This is a genomic window from Yoonia sp. (genome assembly GCF_030731595.1).
Classification (GTDB): Bacteria; Pseudomonadota; Alphaproteobacteria; order Rhodobacterales; family Rhodobacteraceae; genus Yoonia.
In genome coordinates, this window is sequence record NZ_JANQTS010000003.1 from 11,552 (window position 1) to 27,727 (window position 16,176).

The following is a 16,176-nucleotide window of genomic DNA, read 5'->3' on the forward strand; positions in this document are numbered from 1 at the left end:
CAGTCTTTCTGCTATTGTTGCACCATTACCCCCAGCCTTGCACATGAGAATCAAATGCCATTTTATAACGACCTTCGCCCATCCAAGGATTTCGACGAACGTGATTTCGTGCGTGTCCGCCCCGATATGCAGGCCGATGAAAAGCTGCGGTGCATCGACGGGTTGCTGCGGTTAAAGCGTCAACTTGAAGCCTCTGTATCCGCCCGCCGGACCGAGGACAATCTTTTGGTCGCCAGTTGGAACATTGTCAGTCTTGGCAGCGGCGATTACCGCACCGGAGAGGCGCTGTATTATCTTGCGGAAATTTTGTCGCGCTTTGATCTGATCGCCGTCCAAGAGGTCAAACCCAGCCTTGCCGATCTTGATCGCCTGATCCGCATTCTTGGCCCGAACTGGGCCTATATGGTCAATGACGCCACCGGCGGTGACGAGGGCAACGATGAAAGGTCGGCCTATATCTATAACACCAATCGGGTGCGGCCATCGGGGATCGCTGGTGAGCTGAGCATTTGGAATGCCTTGGCGCAAAGCAGCCCTTTGGGTCTGCGCGATCTCAAGCGACCTGCCTATATGACCGGCTTTGTCACAGGCTGGAAACAGTTCGCTTTGATCAACCTGCATCTGCATCCGGGCAAAGACGCTGAAAAGAGAACAGCGAATGGCATTATCCCAGCCGATAGCGCCCTGCGTCAGGAAGAAATGCGTCTGCTGCTTTCAGTTCTCGCGGATCGGATGGACAAGCTGTGGACCCAAAATCTGGTCTTGGTGGGGGATATGAATTTCTATCGCACCCACGATGACGCGACGATTGATCTGATCCACGCTGCCGGTTTTTGGGAAAGCGCCGGTCTGGTGGGCAAGACCACCAATATCACGACAGATCCGGCGGATGCCGAAACCTACGACCGGATGTTCTTTAACGGGGATGATTATTTTCGCATCGCCACGGTCGATGGTCAGGAACAGGGCGGTGTCTTGAACCCGTTCTTGTCTGTCTACAGGGACGAGGATTGGCCTGCCTATCGGTCGGTCATGCGTGACAAGCACGGCACACCGGCCAAGGGTGCCGCCTTGATGACGGATGATGCAGCGGCGATCCGGTACTTCAAGCAGACCTTTCGCAAGCGCCAGCTGTCGGACCACTTTCTGATCTGGGTGGAATTGGCCGTCGATGATTCAGCGGCGTTTCTGGCCGGAAAGCGCCCCGATGTCGCGGCCGATATTCCCGCAGGTTAGGCAAGGCCAAGCAACCCAGCAATCCGCGCCCGCGCGGAATTGGATTTGGGTTGCCACAGATTGCGGTCGATCGCCTCTTGCAGGCGCTGGGCTATTTCTTTGAGCGCGGGGGCATTGGCATCGGCGATGAAGTCGCGGGTCGCGTCGTCCTTGATAAATGCCTCTTCGACCAGATCGAAATGGTGGTTACGGACGGCCCCTGTGGTTGCGGCAAAGGCAAAGAGGTAGTCGACTGTCGCCGCAATCTCGAACGCGCCTTTGTAGCCGTGCCGTTTCACCCCGTCGATCCATTTGGGGTTCACCACACGGCTGCGCACAACGCGTCCGATCTCGTCCTCTAGCGTGCGGATCACGGGCCGTTCGGGGCGGGAGTGGTCGTTGTGATAGATCGGACGCTCGCGCCCTTGCAGGGTGCTGATCGCGGCGGCGGCCCCGCCTTCGAATTGGTAGTAATCGTCGCTGTCCAGAATATCGTGTTCGCGGTTGTCCTGATTTTGCACGACGGCTTCGGTCTGGGACAGACGGGCCTCGAAGGCCGCGCGCGCTTTGCGCCCTTCGGCCCCTTGGCCATAGGCATAGCTGCCCCATTCCAGATAGGCCTCGGCAAAATCGGATTTATCGGCCCAGATACGTTCGTCGATCAGCGCTTGCAGACCTGCGCCATAAGCGCCGGGTTTAGAGCCGAAGATGCGGGTTTGATCTTCGCCGTTCTGGGTGCGTGCAGCGGCAGGGTTGAGATCGGCGGGTTCGTCCAGCGCCTGCACCGCGCGCGCCGCACTATCCACCAAGGCGATCAGTTGCGGGAAGGCGTCGCGGAAAAAGCCGGAAATGCGTAAGGTCACATCGACGCGCGGGCGGCCTAGAACGGATTGCGGCAGCACCTCGAAACCGGTCACCCGCCGGTTTGCACTGTCCCATGTGGGTTTGACCCCCATCAGCGCGAGGGCTTGTGCGATGTCGTCGCCGCCTGTGCGCATATTGGCGGTCCCCCATGCGGTGACCAGCATCGTGCGCGGCCAGTCGCCGTGGTCTTGCAGGTGTTTTTCAATAAGCAGGTTTGCCGATTTCCACCCCAGCGCCCAAGCTGTGGGCGTGGGCACCGCACGGCTGTCGACGGAATAGAAGTTTCGCCCTGTGGGCAGCACGTCCATCCGCCCCCGCGTTGGTGCCCCCGAGGGTCCGGGGGGGACGAAATTGCCTGCGAGTGCTGTCAGCAGCGCTTGGCCTTCGGCATGACCGCAGGCTTTGATGGTGGGCAGGATATGGTTTTGGATCTCGTCCAGAACGGCCTGTGACGCGCGCGGGGTAAACCCCGCGACGCCCCACCCGCCGTCCCGCAGCGCGCTTTGACAAAGCGCTTCGAGTTTCTCGACCGTGTCGCCATTTGTCCGCCATGTCGTGCCATCCGCCAAAGCCGCGGGTTTTTCCGGTGCCGCTGCCCCCAGATCGCAATCCAGCGGGTCGATCGTGAGGCCAAAGTCTTGCGCCAAGGCCCGCAAGAGCGAAGCATTCCTGCCTTTGCCGTCCCCGCGCGGCACCCGTGCCAAGGCGATCGCCAGATCACGCTCTTGCTGCCCTGTGGGTGATTGTCCGAAAATATGCAGCCCGTCGCGGATTTGCGCCTCTTTGAGTTCGCACAGATAGGCGTCAAGCTTGCCAAGATCGCCGTCTTTGTCACCTGTAAAGCCCGCGTCCTGCGCAAGCCCTGTCACATCCGAGAGCGACAAGATTTCGCGGCGCAGATGCGCGATCCGCCGTGGGTCGACCCCTGCGGCCTCGTAATATTCGTCAACCAGAGCTTCGAGATCGCGCAACGGCCCGTAGCTTTCGGCGCGGGTCAGCGGAGGCGTCAGATGGTCGATGATGACTGCCGACGTGCGCCGCTTGGCCTGTGTGCCTTCGCCCGGATCATTGACGATGAAGGGATAGATATGGGGTGTCGTGCCAAATACGACCTCGGGCCAGCAGGTTTCGGACAAGGCCACCGCCTTGCCCGGCAGCCACTCAAGATTCCCGTGTTTGCCCATATGGATCAACGCATCGGCACCCCAGAGGTGCCGCAGCCAGAAATAGAAGGCCAGATAGTTGTGTGGCGGCACAAGGTCCGGGGAGTGGTAGGTTTCTGTGGGATCGATATTGTATCCCCGCGCCGGTTGCAGTCCGATGACCACGTTGCCGTAGCTGTGGATACTCAGGGCGAAACCTGTGTTCGGGGTCTCTGTCGGAGCCTCCGGCGGAGGTATTTTGGAACAAAAGAAGGGGTCTTCTTGTGGGGTTCCCCACCGCGCCGTGATCTGTTCCTTGACCTCCCACGGGAGGGTATCGAAATGCTGTTCGTAGACCGCGAGCGGAAGGAATTCGCCGCCCTCTTTATTGGCCCTGTCGGTCAGCCAGTTCGTGGGCCCTGCCATGATGGTTTGCATCAATGTGGCGCTGTCGGCAGGCGGGGTCACTGTGTAGCCTGCGTCTTGTAACAGGTGCAGCGCATGGACGGTGGCGGCGGGTGTGTCCAGACCGACCCCGTTGGCAAGACGCCCGTCTTTGTTGGGATAGTTGGCAAGGATCAGGGCTGTTTTCTTCGTTGCTGCAGGGGTGTGGCGCAGCTGTGCCCAGCCTTTGGCCAGTTGTGTGACGAAATCAATCCGGTCGCCGCGGGCCTGATAGGTGGCGATCGGGCATTCGGTGGCCGCGTCAAAGAAAGCCTCGCCTTTGAAGCTGACAGCCCGCGAGAGGATGCGCCCGTCCACCTCGGGGAGTGCGACGTTCATCGCAATATCGCGGGCGGTCAGGCCGTGCAGGCCGTCGGCCCAAGAGGCCTCGGATGCGCCCGAGAGGATCACCTGGAAGATTGGAGCGTGATTGGCCAGCAGCGGGTTTTGCGGGCTGTCGTCCCCGTCATGCGGGCTGCCCACGGCGAAGGCTGTGCAGTTGAGGATCACGTCGGGTGGGGCTTGTGTGAACAGGTGGTTCAGTGTGGCTGTGCTGACGGGGTCTTTGAGGCTGGCCACGAAGATAGGGAGCGGATTGAGACCTGCGCGGCTTAGGCTGCGGGCCAGCCGGTTGATCGGGTTCAACCCGCCACCCTGCACCAAAGCGCGGTAAAAGATGATCGGTACGATGGGCGCACCAGCGGTCCAACTGGCTTGCGCCGCGCTTAGATCTGCGATCCCCGCACCCGGCCAATAGACCCCTGCGCGCAGAAGCGGGCTTGGGCCTGTCGGTTTATCGCCGCCGTCGAGCATCGCTTTGGCATAGGCTAGAAGGTTGGTGCTGTTTTGCGGGCCGCCTTCCACAAGATAAGACCATAAGGTGTCATAGTCTTCCGCACTCACGGTCGAGAGTTCGCGTAATTCCTGATCCGGTTTGTCGTCACCGGGCAGGGCTGCAAAGGGTACGCCTGCGTCATGCAGGCGGGCGGCATATTGGGTCAGCCCGTATTTCCAATAACCTGCACCGCCCAGAATACGCGCGATCACCAGACGCGATTTTGTGGCGCAATCGTCCAGATGCAGATCGACCGACATCGGGTGCGCGAGGTGCATCATGTTGGCCAGGCGCAGGCTGGGCGGGTCGGTCATTTCCGACCGCGCATCCGACAGGGCCGCCAGTTCGGTATCGGCGGCCGAGATGATGACAACATCAGCGGGTGTCTGGCCGAGATCGACAGGTTCGCTTCCGTCAGAAATCGCGCCGGGTGTTGCTGCGAGCAGGTGCATCAGGTCAAACCCCGTGCTAAAGGGGGGACAAACAAGAGGTTACCGACATGGACTACAAAGCCACAGGAGCGCCGAAATTGGGTAAGAATGCACCGAAACATACCGAGCATAATGCCCATGGTAGCAAGAAAAAGCCATTTGGCGCGCGCCCCAGCAAAGAAGAGCTTTTGGCGCGGATGAAGGCCGCTGCCGAGGCCAAGAAGGCGGAGTAGCCTCACAGCCGCTTTTCCATGAAAATGGAACTGGCGGCGTTCGTGTACGCGCCAAAGACGCCGCAAGGGGTAAATCCGTGCCGCGCATAGAGCCGGTGCGCCGCATGCAGCACATTGCCGGTTTCGAGCTTGATCACGGCTAGCCCCTGTTCGCGGGCGGTATCTTCGATTTGCCGAAGTAAGGCGCTTGCGACGCCTTTGCCGCGCGCATCTTCGGCCACGAACATGGATTTCACTTCGCCATAGCCGTCCTTGATCGCCAATGCGCCGGTGCCGCAAATCGTGTCGCCTGTCCGGGCGGTGAAGAAATGGATATGCGGGGCGACCAGATCGGCGATTTCGAGGTAGAAGTTGTCTTCGGGCGGAAACAGGCTTTGCATCAGCGCATGGCTTTGGTGCAGCAGCGCTGTCGCCTGCGGGTCATGCGGGTCAGTCTTTGTGACGATGATCATGCCTGCAAAGCGGCGGTGATCGCTGCGTGGTCAAGCCCGGCCTCGCCGATCACGACCAGACGGGTCTGGCGCGGGGTGGCGCCGAAGGGCTGGTCGAAATAGGTATCGACGCGTGGCCCGACCGCTTGCAGCGTCAGCCGCATCGGCTTGCCTGTCACAGCGACAAAGCCTTTGAGCCGCAGGATACTGTGCTGGCGGATCACGCCAGCCACCTGTGCGGCAAAAGCGTTAGCGTCGCCGACCTCGTCCCGTGTGACGATGAAGCTTTCGAATTCGTCGTGGCCATGATCGTGTTCATGATCGTGATCGTCTTGCTCATCATCGTCGTCGTCGTGGTGATGATGGTGGTGGATTTCATGCCGTGCTTCCAGATCGCTTTCGGCCCCGATGCCTTGGCCCAGCAGGACATCGACGGGCAAAGCGCCCATTGAGGCCTTGATGACCTGCACGCCCCCGCGGGACTGCGATTTCAGGCGGCTGGTTAGTGCGTCGGCCTCGTCCGTGCTCAACAGATCGGTCTTGTTCACGACGATCATATCGGCACAGGCGATCTGGTCTTCGAAAAGCTCTGACAGCGGCGTGTCGTGGTCGAGGTTTTCATCTTGGGCGCGCTGGGCGTCTACTGCGGCGACATTATGTGCAAACTGGCCGTCATGGACGGCGCGGCCATCCACAACGGTCACGACACCGTCCACCGTCACTTTGGTCGAGATACCGGGCCAGTTGAAGGCGCGCACCAATGGTTGCGGCAGGGCAAGTCCGGAGGTTTCGATCACGATATGGTCGGGTTTGTTTTCACGTGCCAAAAGCGCTTCCATCGTCGGGATGAAATCATCGGCGACCGTGCAGCAGATACAGCCGTTGGAGAGTTCGACGATATCGTCCTCGCTACAGACTTCGTCACCACAGCCTTTGAGGATATCGCCATCGACCCCCAGATCGCCGAACTCGTTGATGATCAGTGCGATCCGCTTGCCTTGGGCATTCTGGAGCATGTGCCGGATCAGCGTGGTTTTTCCGGCCCCCAGAAAGCCGGTAACGACGGTTGCGGGGATTTTGGCGGGCATGGTGTTTCCAATCAAAAAGGGTCGCGGGGAAGTCTGAGGGACAGAGCAGCCAGCATGTGTTGTGCTAGGCCTATTCAATCGTGCAAGGGTTTTCAATCCAGACTGGCCTTGCTGCGACATCTGGGGTCTTGGGATTGCCTGGGTGCTGTGTCGTTTTGCCTGCGCCTTTGGGTGAGACGCCCGTGTCGTGCCAGAGACTTTGATGCCTCCGGCGGGGATATTTGGGCTCAAAAGAAGCTGAAAAACCCAATATCTTGTGGATAAAGCGGCTGAAAACGGCACATGCAGGGTCTGCGCCGTTGACTCGCGCTGCGGTGGGGGGTGATGCTTTGCCTCCATGAGGAATCACAAGAGCATTGCCCGTTGCGTTTTAGCAAACTTCGTCTGAATGGCTTCAAGAGCTTTGTTGACCCGACCGATCTGGTGATCGCGGACGGGTTGACCGGTGTTGTCGGCCCCAATGGCTGTGGCAAGTCGAACCTGCTTGAGGCATTGCGCTGGGTCATGGGTGAAAACCGCCCCACCGCCATGCGTGGCGGCGGCATGGAAGATGTGATCTTTGCCGGTGCCGCGACGCGGCCCGCCCGCAATTTTGCCGAAGTGTCGCTGGTGATCGACAATGGCGAGCGTCTGGCCCCAGCGGCCTTTAACGACAATGACAACCTCGAGATCGTCCGCCGGATCACCCGTGACGCCGGATCGGCTTATAAGGTCGGCACCAAGGATGTGCGCGCCCGCGATGTGCAGATGCTATTTGCCGATGCCTCGACCGGGTCGCATTCGCCTGCGCTTGTCCGGCAGGGCCAGATTTCGGAACTGATCAACGCCAAGCCGAAATCGCGCCGCCGGATTCTGGAAGAGGCCGCTGGTATTTCCGGTCTCTATCAGCGCCGCCATGAGGCTGAATTGAAGCTGAAGGGTGCCGAGACAAACCTGACACGAGTTGACGATGTGATCGAACAACTTGCCGCGCAATTGGCCCAGCTTGCCCGCCAAGCCAAACAGGCTGCCCGCTACCGCGAGATTGGCGACAAGCTGCGTAAGGCCGAAGGCATGCTGCTGTTCCGCCGCTGGAAAGAGGCGGATGAGGCCTTGCTGGCCGCTGCCGATCAGTTGCGCGAACGCACCACGGTGGCCGCACAGGCCGAGAAAGCCGCGCGTGAAGCGGCGAAAGCGCGCGCCTTGGCCGATGACGCCTTGCCTGCTTTGCGCGAAGAGGAAGCGATTGCCGCCGCCGTCTTGCAGCGCTTGCAGGTCCAGCGTGACACGTTGAAAGACCAAGAAGCCCGCGCACTGGAAATGATCGAGACCCTGCGCGCCCGCATTGAGCAATTGACCCGCGACATGGACCGCGAAAGCGGTTTGAACAAGGATGCGGGTGAAACTATCGACCGGCTGGAATGGGAAGCCCGCGAGATTGCAAAAGCAGGCGAAGGTCATGATGCCCGGCTTGAGGCCGCACAGGTCGCGGCCCGCGAGGCTGCGGGTGTTTTGCAACAGCGCGAGGCCGATCTGTCGCAATTGACAGAGGATGTGGCCCGTTTGGCCGCACGCCACCAATCGGCGCAGCGCCTTTTGGACGACAACCGCACGACACTGACGAAGAGTGAAACGGAAGCCGAGCGCGCCAAGGTGGCGATGGCGGAGGCTCATACCGCGCTGAAGAAAGCCGAGGCGGATTTTGCCGCTGCTGGTGAGGCGGAAAAGGCGGCCGTTGCTGCGGCAGAGGCGGCAGATAAGGCCTTGGTCGAGGCAGAAGCTGCACGGGCACAAACGCAGTCGCGCGAAAGCGATGCGCGCGCGCTCCGCTCCGAGGCCGAGGGCGAGGCGAATGCCTTGCGCGCCGAGGTTGCCGCCTTGGCGCGGCTGGTCGAGCGTGACACTGCCGAGGGTGGGCAGGTGCTTGATCTGCTGCGCGTGCAGGGCGGCTATGAAAAGGCGCTGGGTGCCGCTTTGGCGGATGATCTGCGCGCGCCCGAGGTTGATGCGGTTGCCAAATCGGGCTGGGCGCTTTTGCCCGGCTATCCCAGCCCGCAGACATTGCCTGACGGTGTGAGGGCGCTCACCAACTATGTCACTGTGCCAGAGGTTCTGGCCCGACGCATGGGGCAGATCGGATTGGTTGATGCGGCTGAGGGGGCCCGTTTGCAAGCGGAACTCAAGCCCGGTCAGCGCCTTGTGTCGGTCGAGGGGGATTTGTGGCGCTGGGACGGGTTCCGGTCCGGTGCCGAGGATGCGCCTTCTGCTGCTGCCTTGCGTTTGCAGCAATTGAACCGCCTGACTGAACTGAAGCGTGATCTGGAAGAGGCCGCGGCGACTGCACAAGGGGCGAGCCAAGCCCATGACATGCTCACGGCCTTGCTCAAGCAGCAGACAGAGGCGGACCATGTCGCCCGTCAGGCCCGCCGCGATGCGGACCGCGCCGTGGCCGATGCCAACCGCGCCGCAAGCCGCGCCGAGGCGGATCGCAACCTGTCGCAAGGTAAGCTGGAAAGCCTTGGGCTGGCCGTGAAGCGCCATGAGGAAGAGGCTACGAACGCCCGTCGGGCTTTGATCGAGGCGGAAAAGGCAGCGGGCGATCTGGGTGACTTGGGCACCGCCCGCGCCTCTGTGGAAGATGTCAAAATGACCGTCGAGGCCGCGCGCATCACGATGATGTCGCGCCGGTCTGCTCATGACGAGGTTCGCCGTGAAGGCGAGGCGCGCCTCAAGCGTAGCCAGGAGATCACAAAAGAAATCAGCGGCTGGAAGCACCGACTTGAAACCGCCAACAAGCGCACAGCCGAATTGGCCGAGCGCAAAGAAACATCGCAGTTGGAACTGGCAGAGGCGACTGCGGCCCCTGAAGAAATTGCGGCCAAGCGCGCCGAATTGGCCGAAGCGATTGACGAGGCCGAGGTGCGCCGTCGTGCTGCGGCTGACAAGCTGGCCGCCGCTGAACATGCGCTGCGCGAGGCAGGCCATGAAGAACGCGAGGCCGAGCGCAAAGCTTCAGAAGCGCGTGAGGCGCGGGCGCGGTCCGAAGCCCGGTCTGACGCTGCGAAAGAGACTGTCGCCTATGCTGCCGAGCGGATTATGGAGGCCCAAGAGGTTACGCCGGATCAGTTGCTTGAGACATTGCAGCTTTCGGTTGACCAGATGCCGGCCTCTCATGTGGTTGAGGGCGAGGTCAACGCGCTCAAACGGCAGCGCGATGCTTTGGGTGCTGTCAACCTCCGCGCCGAAGAGGATGCCAAAGAGGTGCAGGTCGAACACGACAATCTGGTGTCCGAAAAGACCGACCTTGAGGCCGCGATTGCCGCACTCCGTTCTGGTATTGCCAGCCTGAACAAGGAAGGTCGCGAGCGCCTGTTGACCGCCTTTGAACAGGTGAACGACAACTTCGGCCTCCTGTTCTCGCATCTTTTCGGCGGGGGCGAGGCAAAGCTGGTCTTGGTGGAATCGGATGATCCGCTGGAAGCCGGCCTTGAAATCATGTGCCAGCCCCCCGGCAAGAAACTCAGCGTTCTTTCGCTCTTGTCAGGGGGCGAGCAGACATTGACCGCCTTGGCCCTGATCTTTGCGGTGTTCCTTGCGAACCCCGCCCCGATCTGTGTGCTGGACGAGGTCGATGCCCCGCTGGATGATGCCAACGTCACCCGCTTCTGCGATCTGCTGGACGAGATGACCCGCCGGACAGAGACCCGTTTCCTCATCATCACCCACCATGCCGTGACCATGAGCCGGATGGACCGCCTGTTCGGCGTGACCATGGGCGAGCAGGGCGTGTCGCAACTGGTGTCGGTGGACCTCAAGAAAGCGGCGGCGATGGTGGCCTGAGGCGGGATGCCTCAATTCATGGTGCTCACTACATAGAAACTCAGAAAAAGGCATACGAGGGTCTCAAGCCTGAGCCTATTCCATGGCGCGAGAAAGCGGCGAAATTCCTGAATTTCCCTTGCTGTTGCGCCTTTTGGAGTGACGATCAAAGAGACTGTATTCTTTGGATGCTTTGAATCCTTGTCTGCAAAGTGGTGCCGTCTGAAGCTTCTGATTTCTCGATTGATGACGTGTTCAACAACGCATATTGCAATGAACGGCGACAAAGGGATGATCGCGACAAACAACTCTGCTGCGTAGCTGAGGTATGACAGCAGTTGCGAGGAGTGCTGATTATGCGGTCCGAAGATCAAGAATCCCGACACGGAAACTAGTAGAAAAGTAGCAACTGTGCCGAGTAGCCACTTCATCTGTGTCAGAGCCGGTTCAGCAGTTCAACCGTTGGCCATGCATCTGCCGGCATGCCCAATCGCACCTGTTCTGCCTGCACTGCCGCCCGTGTCATCGCGCCCAAGATCCCGTCGATCCCGCCCACGTCATGTCCGCGCGCTATCAGCTTTTGTTGCAACTGCTGCATTTGTGGCCCTGAAAGTGCGGGCGTTGGATTGCCAGCATTATAGACTGGCGCACCGCCCAGCCGTGTCGCGAAATAGGCGGCAGTGGTGACGTAGACAAAGCTTTTGTTCCAATCGAAATAGACCTCGAAATTGGGGTAGGCGAGGAAGGCAGGGCCATCGCGCCCCATGGGCAAGAGCACAGAGGCTTGCAGATTTGCGGGGCCAAGCGCGCCTTGGCGGGCCGTCACGCCACGCGCTGCCCAATCACGCACGCTGGCCTTGTGGTTCAGGCCGGTTTGGGCCCAATCCAGATTTGCAGGCACGGTGATCTCTTGCAGCCAAGGTTCATTGGCCCGCCATCCCAAGGACGACAGCACGTTTGCACCCGTCATGAGTGCGTCAGGCGAGGACCCTTTGAGGTCGACAATACCATCCCCGTCACCGTCCATGCCTTGGCGGACAATCTCGCGGGGCAGTTTTTGCAATTGCCCGATCTCGCCTGCCCACGCGCCAGTAGTCGTGGCGGGGTTCATCCCGCCGCGCCGGTAAAGCTCGATTGCGGCAATCAGTTGCGGGCGAAAAAGGTCTGGTCTGCGGCAGTCATGAGCCAACGTCAGCAGCGCATTGCGGGTGTTGAAGCTGCCCTGCACTTGGCCATAGTCCGTCTCAAAGGCCCAAAAGGCCAAGAGCACCCCGCGCGGGATTCCAAAACGCGCTTCGATGGCATCAAATGTGCTGTCAAAACGCTGTCCATAGACGCGCCCGTTGTCGATCCTGTTCTGGCTGATAAGGGCGCGCGAGAAGCTGATGAAATCGCGCTGGAACACGCCCTGCGCCCGGTCAGCATTGATCACCGACGGGTCAATCTGTGCCCCTTGAAAGAATGCGTCAACTGTCGCCGCTGGAATACCAGTTGCGCGCGCTTCCGCTTTGACCCCTTCGATAAAGCTGTTCACCGGACCACCGCAGGTTTGGGCGGTTGCGGTGCTGGCAAGAAGGCTCAGGGCGAGAGCTGCGACGCGCATTGATGGTCTCCTGTCTGTTGTTGGGCAGAGCCTAGCAGCGGTGGCCTTGCGTGCAAACCTGCTTGTCAGGTGATCGGGGGTTATTGCTGATCAGACCAGCGCATCCCCCAATGCGATTATGAAAGCGAGCACGAGGGCCAGACCCCATGTTTTCCAAAGGACGGCCACGGCCCGATCAATGTCATCGGGGTCAAGCTTCCGTTCACCATCACCGTTTACAAACGGATAGTCGCGCAATTGCCCCTCATAGCTGCGCGGCCCGCTTAGCGCGATATCAAGGCTATGGGCCATCGCGGCCTCGGGCCAGCCTGCATTGGGAGAGCGGTGCAAAGGCGCTTCACGGATGATCGCAAGCGGATCTGGGCGCGTGGTCACAGCCCAGATCATGAGGGCTGTCAGCCGGGCTGGGACGATATTCAGCAGATCATCCAGCCGCGCGGCCGCCCAGCCGAATGCGGCGTGCTTTTCCGTGCGGTAACCGATCATGCTGTCGGCGGTATTGGTGATCTTGTAGATCAGCAGCCCCGGCAGCCCCGCCACCGCAAACCAGAAGATTGGCGCGATGACCCCGTCAGACAGGTTCTCGGCCGCGCTTTCGATGGCAGAGCGGGCGACGGCAGGTTCATCCATGGCCCCGGTGTCCCGGCCCACGATCATCGCGACGCTGCGCCGCCCATCTCCGAGCGACAGGCGCAGCGCATCACCCACAGCCTGCACATGGTCCACCAGCGATTTTTGCGCCAGCAGAATGGCCAGCACGATGACATCCAACACAGCACCCGGGACAAGCTGAAGGACCCAACCCAGCACAGCGCTGCCTGCGCATAGCGCGCCAATGGTTGCCACACCCTTGAGCCTTTTCTGGTCGCCTGTGTTGAACGTCGTGTCGCACCAGCCAATCAAGCGGCCCATCAGCACCGCAGGGTGGGGCAGGCGGGTCCAAAGCCAGCGCGGCTCGCCGAACAGGGCGTCCAAGATCATCGCAAGAACAAGGGTCACAGTGCGGCTTCCAGTTGCGCCCAGCGGTCCGGGGCGGGCAACCCCAAGCGGAGCCAGTCCGGTGCATAGGGAAAAACACGCGACCAGACATGATGGCGCGCCAGTTGGTCTTGGGCGGCTTTCGCGTCTTTCACCTTGTAGAGCCGGAACAGTGGAGTGCCGCCGATCACTTCGGCCCCTGTTGCCGTGATGAGGCTATCCAGTCGTGCTGCGTCTTTCGTCAGGCGCAGACGGGTCTGGTCGGCCCATTGCGGATCGGCGAGGGCCTCTGCCCCTGCCGCAAGTGCTGGGCCAGAGATTTGCCACGGCCCAAGGATGTCGGCAAGATTTGCGATGATCTTGGGGTCTCCTACCGCAAAGCCAAGCCGCAAGCCGGCGAGCCCCCAGAATTTGCCAAAGCTTTTCAGAACGACGGTTCCCGGACGTGCGGCCAAATGGATCAGGGATTGACCGGGAATTGTATCGCAGAAACTTTCGTCGATCACCGTGTAGGCCGCAGCAAAATCGGAAACCTGCCACAGGTGCCCATCGGGATTATTGGGATGGACCGCGACCAAAGCGTGGCTCGGGTCTTGGCCCAAGCGCCAGCCCGCTGCGGCAAAGGCAGCGCCATGTTCATTGTATGTAGGGCCGGGGATACAGACCTCGCCTTGGGGTAGCACGCGGGGTAAAGCCGCAATGAGTGCCGAAGCGCCAGTCGCGCCGATAATGGCCGCCTCTCGCGGGATGTTCCAGAAGCTGCGCGCCAAGGCATAAAGACGATCAAAGGCGGCCTGATCAGGCAGTGCTGTCCATGCATCCTGCGGCATTTGTGGCAGCGGATAGGGTGCGGGGTTGATCCCGGTCGAGAGGTCCAGCCAATCCTTGCGGGTGCCGCCATGAACCGCGATCGCCGCATCAAGGCCGCCGCCGTGGTCGCGTGTCTTGGTCATTCGTCGGCGGGTATTGGCGGGTGGCGGGTTACGAAATGCCCTTTGATTTCCTGCGGCCATTCACGAAAAGGTACCTGTCCGGTTTCGGATGCGGCATGGGCCATCGCATAGGCGACGATTCCCGATGCGGCTTCGGTCGTGGGTTCAAATTCGCCAAGCGTATAGTTCAGTTTACCTGCCCCTTGGATCGCCACATTGCAGGCTTTCTTGCAACCCATCAGGCAAGAGACGCGGCGCGTTTTGACACCCTTGAGCCCGGTTGCGGCCACTTCGATCAGGGTGGCAAGTGATTCACCATCGGTCTGGGCCATATCTCCTGCCTCCCAGCCCTCGCGTTTGCAGGTGTCACACATTGTAATCCATGTCGTCATAGGGGCTCCGCCTGTTTTGCCGTCATCCGTTTCAAGCGGATTCTTGCCGCATGTACAAGGATTCGTGCATCGCGCTGTCTTTTGGAACAGGTCGCCACAAGCGTTAACACTTCGTTAAGGATTTGAGCAGAATTGTCTTCATACTTGGTTAAGTTCTTTGCGCACTTGGCCATTCAAGCGACGTCGGATTGTGGGAGCAAGAATGCGCGCCTTAATCGCCCAAAGTAACAAGAACCTCGGGGATCTGTGGAAACGATATCTGGAGCGCCTCGATGTCGAGGTGACGCTCGTGCGCACCGGTGAACGCGCCTTGAATGCCATTCAATCCACTGCCTTCGACGTGATCGTCCTTGATTTGGTCCTGCAAGAGGGCAGCGCCCTTGCCGTGGCAGACTTGGCGCAATTTCGACAGCCTGATGCGAATGTGGTCTTTGTGACGGACACGACTTTCTTTTCAGATGGATCGATCTTTCACCATTCTGCCAATGCGCGTGCCTTTATCAAGTCTGCGACCCCGCCCAAAGACCTTGCCGCTATTGTCCATCACTACGGACGAACGCGCCACGACCGTGCGGCGCATCATGGTCTAGCACAGGGTTGATTGGAATGATCCGGTGCGGGTTAATGCTGTCGTGGCTAAAGTGATAGTGCCGCACGATATGCGCCATATTCACCGTCCCCGCGATACCGGGCATCTGGTAGAGTTCTCGCAGGTAGCCTGACAGATTTGGATAGTCCGCGATCCGCTTGCGGTTGCACTTGAAGTGCAGGTGATACACCGGATCGAACCGGATCAGGGTGGTCCACAGCCGCCAGTCTGCTTCGGTCAGTCGATCGCCCATCAGAAAACGGTTTTCGTCGAGGCGGTGTTCCAACCAATCCAAGGTTTCGAACAGAGGGTGCACGGCCTTGTCATAGGCGTCTTGCGTCGTCGCAAAGCCCGATTTGTAGACCCCGTTGTTCAGGGTGTCATAGATGCGGTCGTTTACGGGAGCGATGGCGTCGCGCAGCTCTTCCGGCCAGTAATCAGCCGTATTGCCTGTGATCCCGTCAAAGGCAGAGTTGAACATCCGTATAATCTCCGAGCTTTCATTTGAGACAATCGTCTCGCGCTCTTTGTCCCAGAGGATCGGCACGGTCACGCGGCCAGTCATGTCAGGCGCCGCGCGCAGATAGATGTCGCGGGCAAATGGCAGACCAAAGAGTGTATCACCAGTCGCCCCGTGATCATCGGTTTCAAAGGTCCATCCATCCGAGAGCATATCGGGGTGGACCGCCGAAATCGAGATGTGTTCGGTCAGACCCTTGAGTTCGCGAAACACCAAGGTGCGATGCGCCCATGGACATGCAAAGGAGACGTAGAGGTGGTAGCGGCCACTTTCAGCCTTGAATCCGCCCTCACCGGAAGGGCCAGCCGCACCGTCTGCCGTGATCCAATTGCGGAACTTGGCTTCGTTGCGCACGAAAGCACCACCCGTCTTTTTGGTGTCATACCAATCATCGTGCCAAACGCCGTCTACAAGCTGACCCATTGTCTTGATCCTTCTTTTGTCTGTCGTAGCAACTAGAGCATTCAGTCGGATGAACAAAGTGTTCCAAAAGCGCACCATCAGTGCATTGATGCACAGAGCGCCCCGCAAGTGCAGCAATTTTCGCTTGAAAGGTGACGTGTGTTTGCCCGTTTGCGTCGCATAAGCGTTTGCTCTGTCTTCTGCCCGCAACTATACCCTACCCAGACGAAGCCCAGACTGGGCCAGAGCGGTTGGAGATGCTGCAGTCGACCCAAAACG

12 protein-coding genes are annotated in these 16,176 nt (G+C 60.0%); 4 read left to right on the forward strand and 8 right to left on the reverse strand.

Annotated elements, in window-relative coordinates; all coding sequences use genetic code 11:
* Positions 1–54 precede the first annotated feature (54 nt).
* The gene (locus NWQ23_RS00085; protein WP_306164143.1) at positions 55–1,236 is read left to right on the forward strand and encodes an endonuclease/exonuclease/phosphatase family protein; all 1,182 of its coding nucleotides are present in this window, start codon (positions 55–57) and stop codon (positions 1,234–1,236) included.
* On the opposite strand, the gene cobN is transcribed toward NWQ23_RS00085, so the two are convergent.
* Positions 1,233–4,952 carry a cobaltochelatase subunit CobN gene (gene cobN, locus NWQ23_RS00090; protein WP_306164144.1) on the reverse strand — a complete coding sequence of 1,240 codons (3,720 nt, stop codon included), beginning with the start codon at positions 4,950–4,952 and terminating at the stop codon, positions 1,233–1,235. The two genes, NWQ23_RS00085 and cobN, sit on opposite strands and share 4 nt — an antisense overlap.
* A 47-nt stretch (positions 4,953–4,999) precedes the next feature.
* On the opposite strand from cobN, the gene NWQ23_RS00095 reads away from it, so the two are divergent.
* Positions 5,000–5,164, forward strand: a complete 165-nt coding sequence (locus tag NWQ23_RS00095) for a hypothetical protein (protein WP_306164145.1) — start codon at positions 5,000–5,002, stop codon at positions 5,162–5,164.
* Positions 5,165–5,166: 2 nt separating this feature from the next.
* Here the strand turns inward: NWQ23_RS00095 and NWQ23_RS00100 are convergent, their stop codons facing one another.
* Positions 5,167–5,616: a GNAT family N-acetyltransferase gene (locus NWQ23_RS00100; protein ID WP_306164146.1), complete on the reverse strand. Its 450-nt coding sequence runs from the start codon at positions 5,614–5,616 to the stop codon at positions 5,167–5,169.
* Positions 5,613–6,683: a cobalamin biosynthesis protein CobW gene (cobW, locus tag NWQ23_RS00105; protein ID WP_306164147.1), complete on the reverse strand. Its 1,071-nt coding sequence runs from the start codon at positions 6,681–6,683 to the stop codon at positions 5,613–5,615. Before cobW ends, NWQ23_RS00100 begins: the two co-directional genes overlap by 4 nt.
* Positions 6,684–7,046: 363 nt before the next feature.
* Between cobW and smc the strand changes: the two genes are divergently transcribed.
* Positions 7,047–10,502 (forward strand): chromosome segregation protein SMC, encoded by a 3,456-nt coding sequence (smc, locus tag NWQ23_RS00110; protein ID WP_306164149.1) that lies wholly within the window; start codon positions 7,047–7,049, stop codon positions 10,500–10,502.
* Between the two features lie 415 nt (positions 10,503–10,917).
* On the opposite strand, the gene NWQ23_RS00115 is transcribed toward smc, so the two are convergent.
* The 4 genes from NWQ23_RS00115 to NWQ23_RS00130 form a co-directional block, all read right to left on the reverse strand.
* Entirely contained in the window at positions 10,918–12,084 is a 1,167-nt protein-coding gene (locus NWQ23_RS00115; RefSeq protein ID WP_306164151.1) for a lytic murein transglycosylase, read from the reverse strand.
* 90 nt (positions 12,085–12,174) lie between these two features.
* Entirely contained in the window at positions 12,175–13,083 is a 909-nt protein-coding gene (cbiB, locus tag NWQ23_RS00120; protein WP_306164152.1) for an adenosylcobinamide-phosphate synthase CbiB, read from the reverse strand.
* Complete coding sequence (locus NWQ23_RS00125; RefSeq protein ID WP_306164154.1) at positions 13,080–14,015, reverse strand: threonine-phosphate decarboxylase; 936 nt, start codon at positions 14,013–14,015, stop codon at positions 13,080–13,082. The genes cbiB and NWQ23_RS00125 overlap by 4 nt, the downstream gene beginning before the upstream one ends.
* Positions 14,012–14,386, reverse strand: coding sequence for a DUF1636 domain-containing protein (locus NWQ23_RS00130; protein ID WP_306164156.1), 375 nt, complete (start codon positions 14,384–14,386; stop codon positions 14,012–14,014). The genes NWQ23_RS00125 and NWQ23_RS00130 overlap by 4 nt, the downstream gene beginning before the upstream one ends.
* A 202-nt stretch (positions 14,387–14,588) precedes the next feature.
* Here NWQ23_RS00130 and NWQ23_RS00135 point away from each other — a divergent pair, with 202 nt between their 5' ends.
* Positions 14,589–14,987, forward strand: a complete 399-nt coding sequence (locus NWQ23_RS00135) for a response regulator (protein WP_306164157.1) — start codon at positions 14,589–14,591, stop codon at positions 14,985–14,987.
* Here NWQ23_RS00135 and NWQ23_RS00140 read toward each other — a convergent pair.
* The gene (locus NWQ23_RS00140; RefSeq protein WP_306164159.1) at positions 14,920–15,918 is read right to left on the reverse strand and encodes a glutathione S-transferase family protein; all 999 of its coding nucleotides are present in this window, start codon (positions 15,916–15,918) and stop codon (positions 14,920–14,922) included. The two genes, NWQ23_RS00135 and NWQ23_RS00140, sit on opposite strands and share 68 nt — an antisense overlap.
* Positions 15,919–16,176 lie beyond the last annotated feature (258 nt).

Bases quoted from the DNA above. Each gene is read 5' to 3' on its own strand.
- NWQ23_RS00085 (WP_306164143.1), top strand. From the start codon at position 55: ATGCCATTTTATAACGACCTTCGCCCATCCAAGGATTTCGACGAACGT.
- cobN (WP_306164144.1), bottom strand. From the start codon at position 4,952: ATGCACCTGCTCGCAGCAACACCCGGCGCGATTTCTGACGGAAGCGAA.
- NWQ23_RS00095 (WP_306164145.1), top strand. From the start codon at position 5,000: ATGGACTACAAAGCCACAGGAGCGCCGAAATTGGGTAAGAATGCACCG.
- NWQ23_RS00100 (WP_306164146.1), bottom strand. From the start codon at position 5,616: ATGATCATCGTCACAAAGACTGACCCGCATGACCCGCAGGCGACAGCG.
- cobW (WP_306164147.1), bottom strand. From the start codon at position 6,683: ATGCCCGCCAAAATCCCCGCAACCGTCGTTACCGGCTTTCTGGGGGCC.
- NWQ23_RS00115 (WP_306164151.1), bottom strand. From the start codon at position 12,084: ATGCGCGTCGCAGCTCTCGCCCTGAGCCTTCTTGCCAGCACCGCAACC.
- NWQ23_RS00125 (WP_306164154.1), bottom strand. From the start codon at position 14,015: ATGACCAAGACACGCGACCACGGCGGCGGCCTTGATGCGGCGATCGCG.
- NWQ23_RS00130 (WP_306164156.1), bottom strand. From the start codon at position 14,386: ATGACGACATGGATTACAATGTGTGACACCTGCAAACGCGAGGGCTGG.
- NWQ23_RS00135 (WP_306164157.1), top strand. From the start codon at position 14,589: ATGCGCGCCTTAATCGCCCAAAGTAACAAGAACCTCGGGGATCTGTGG.
- NWQ23_RS00140 (WP_306164159.1), bottom strand. From the start codon at position 15,918: ATGGGTCAGCTTGTAGACGGCGTTTGGCACGATGATTGGTATGACACC.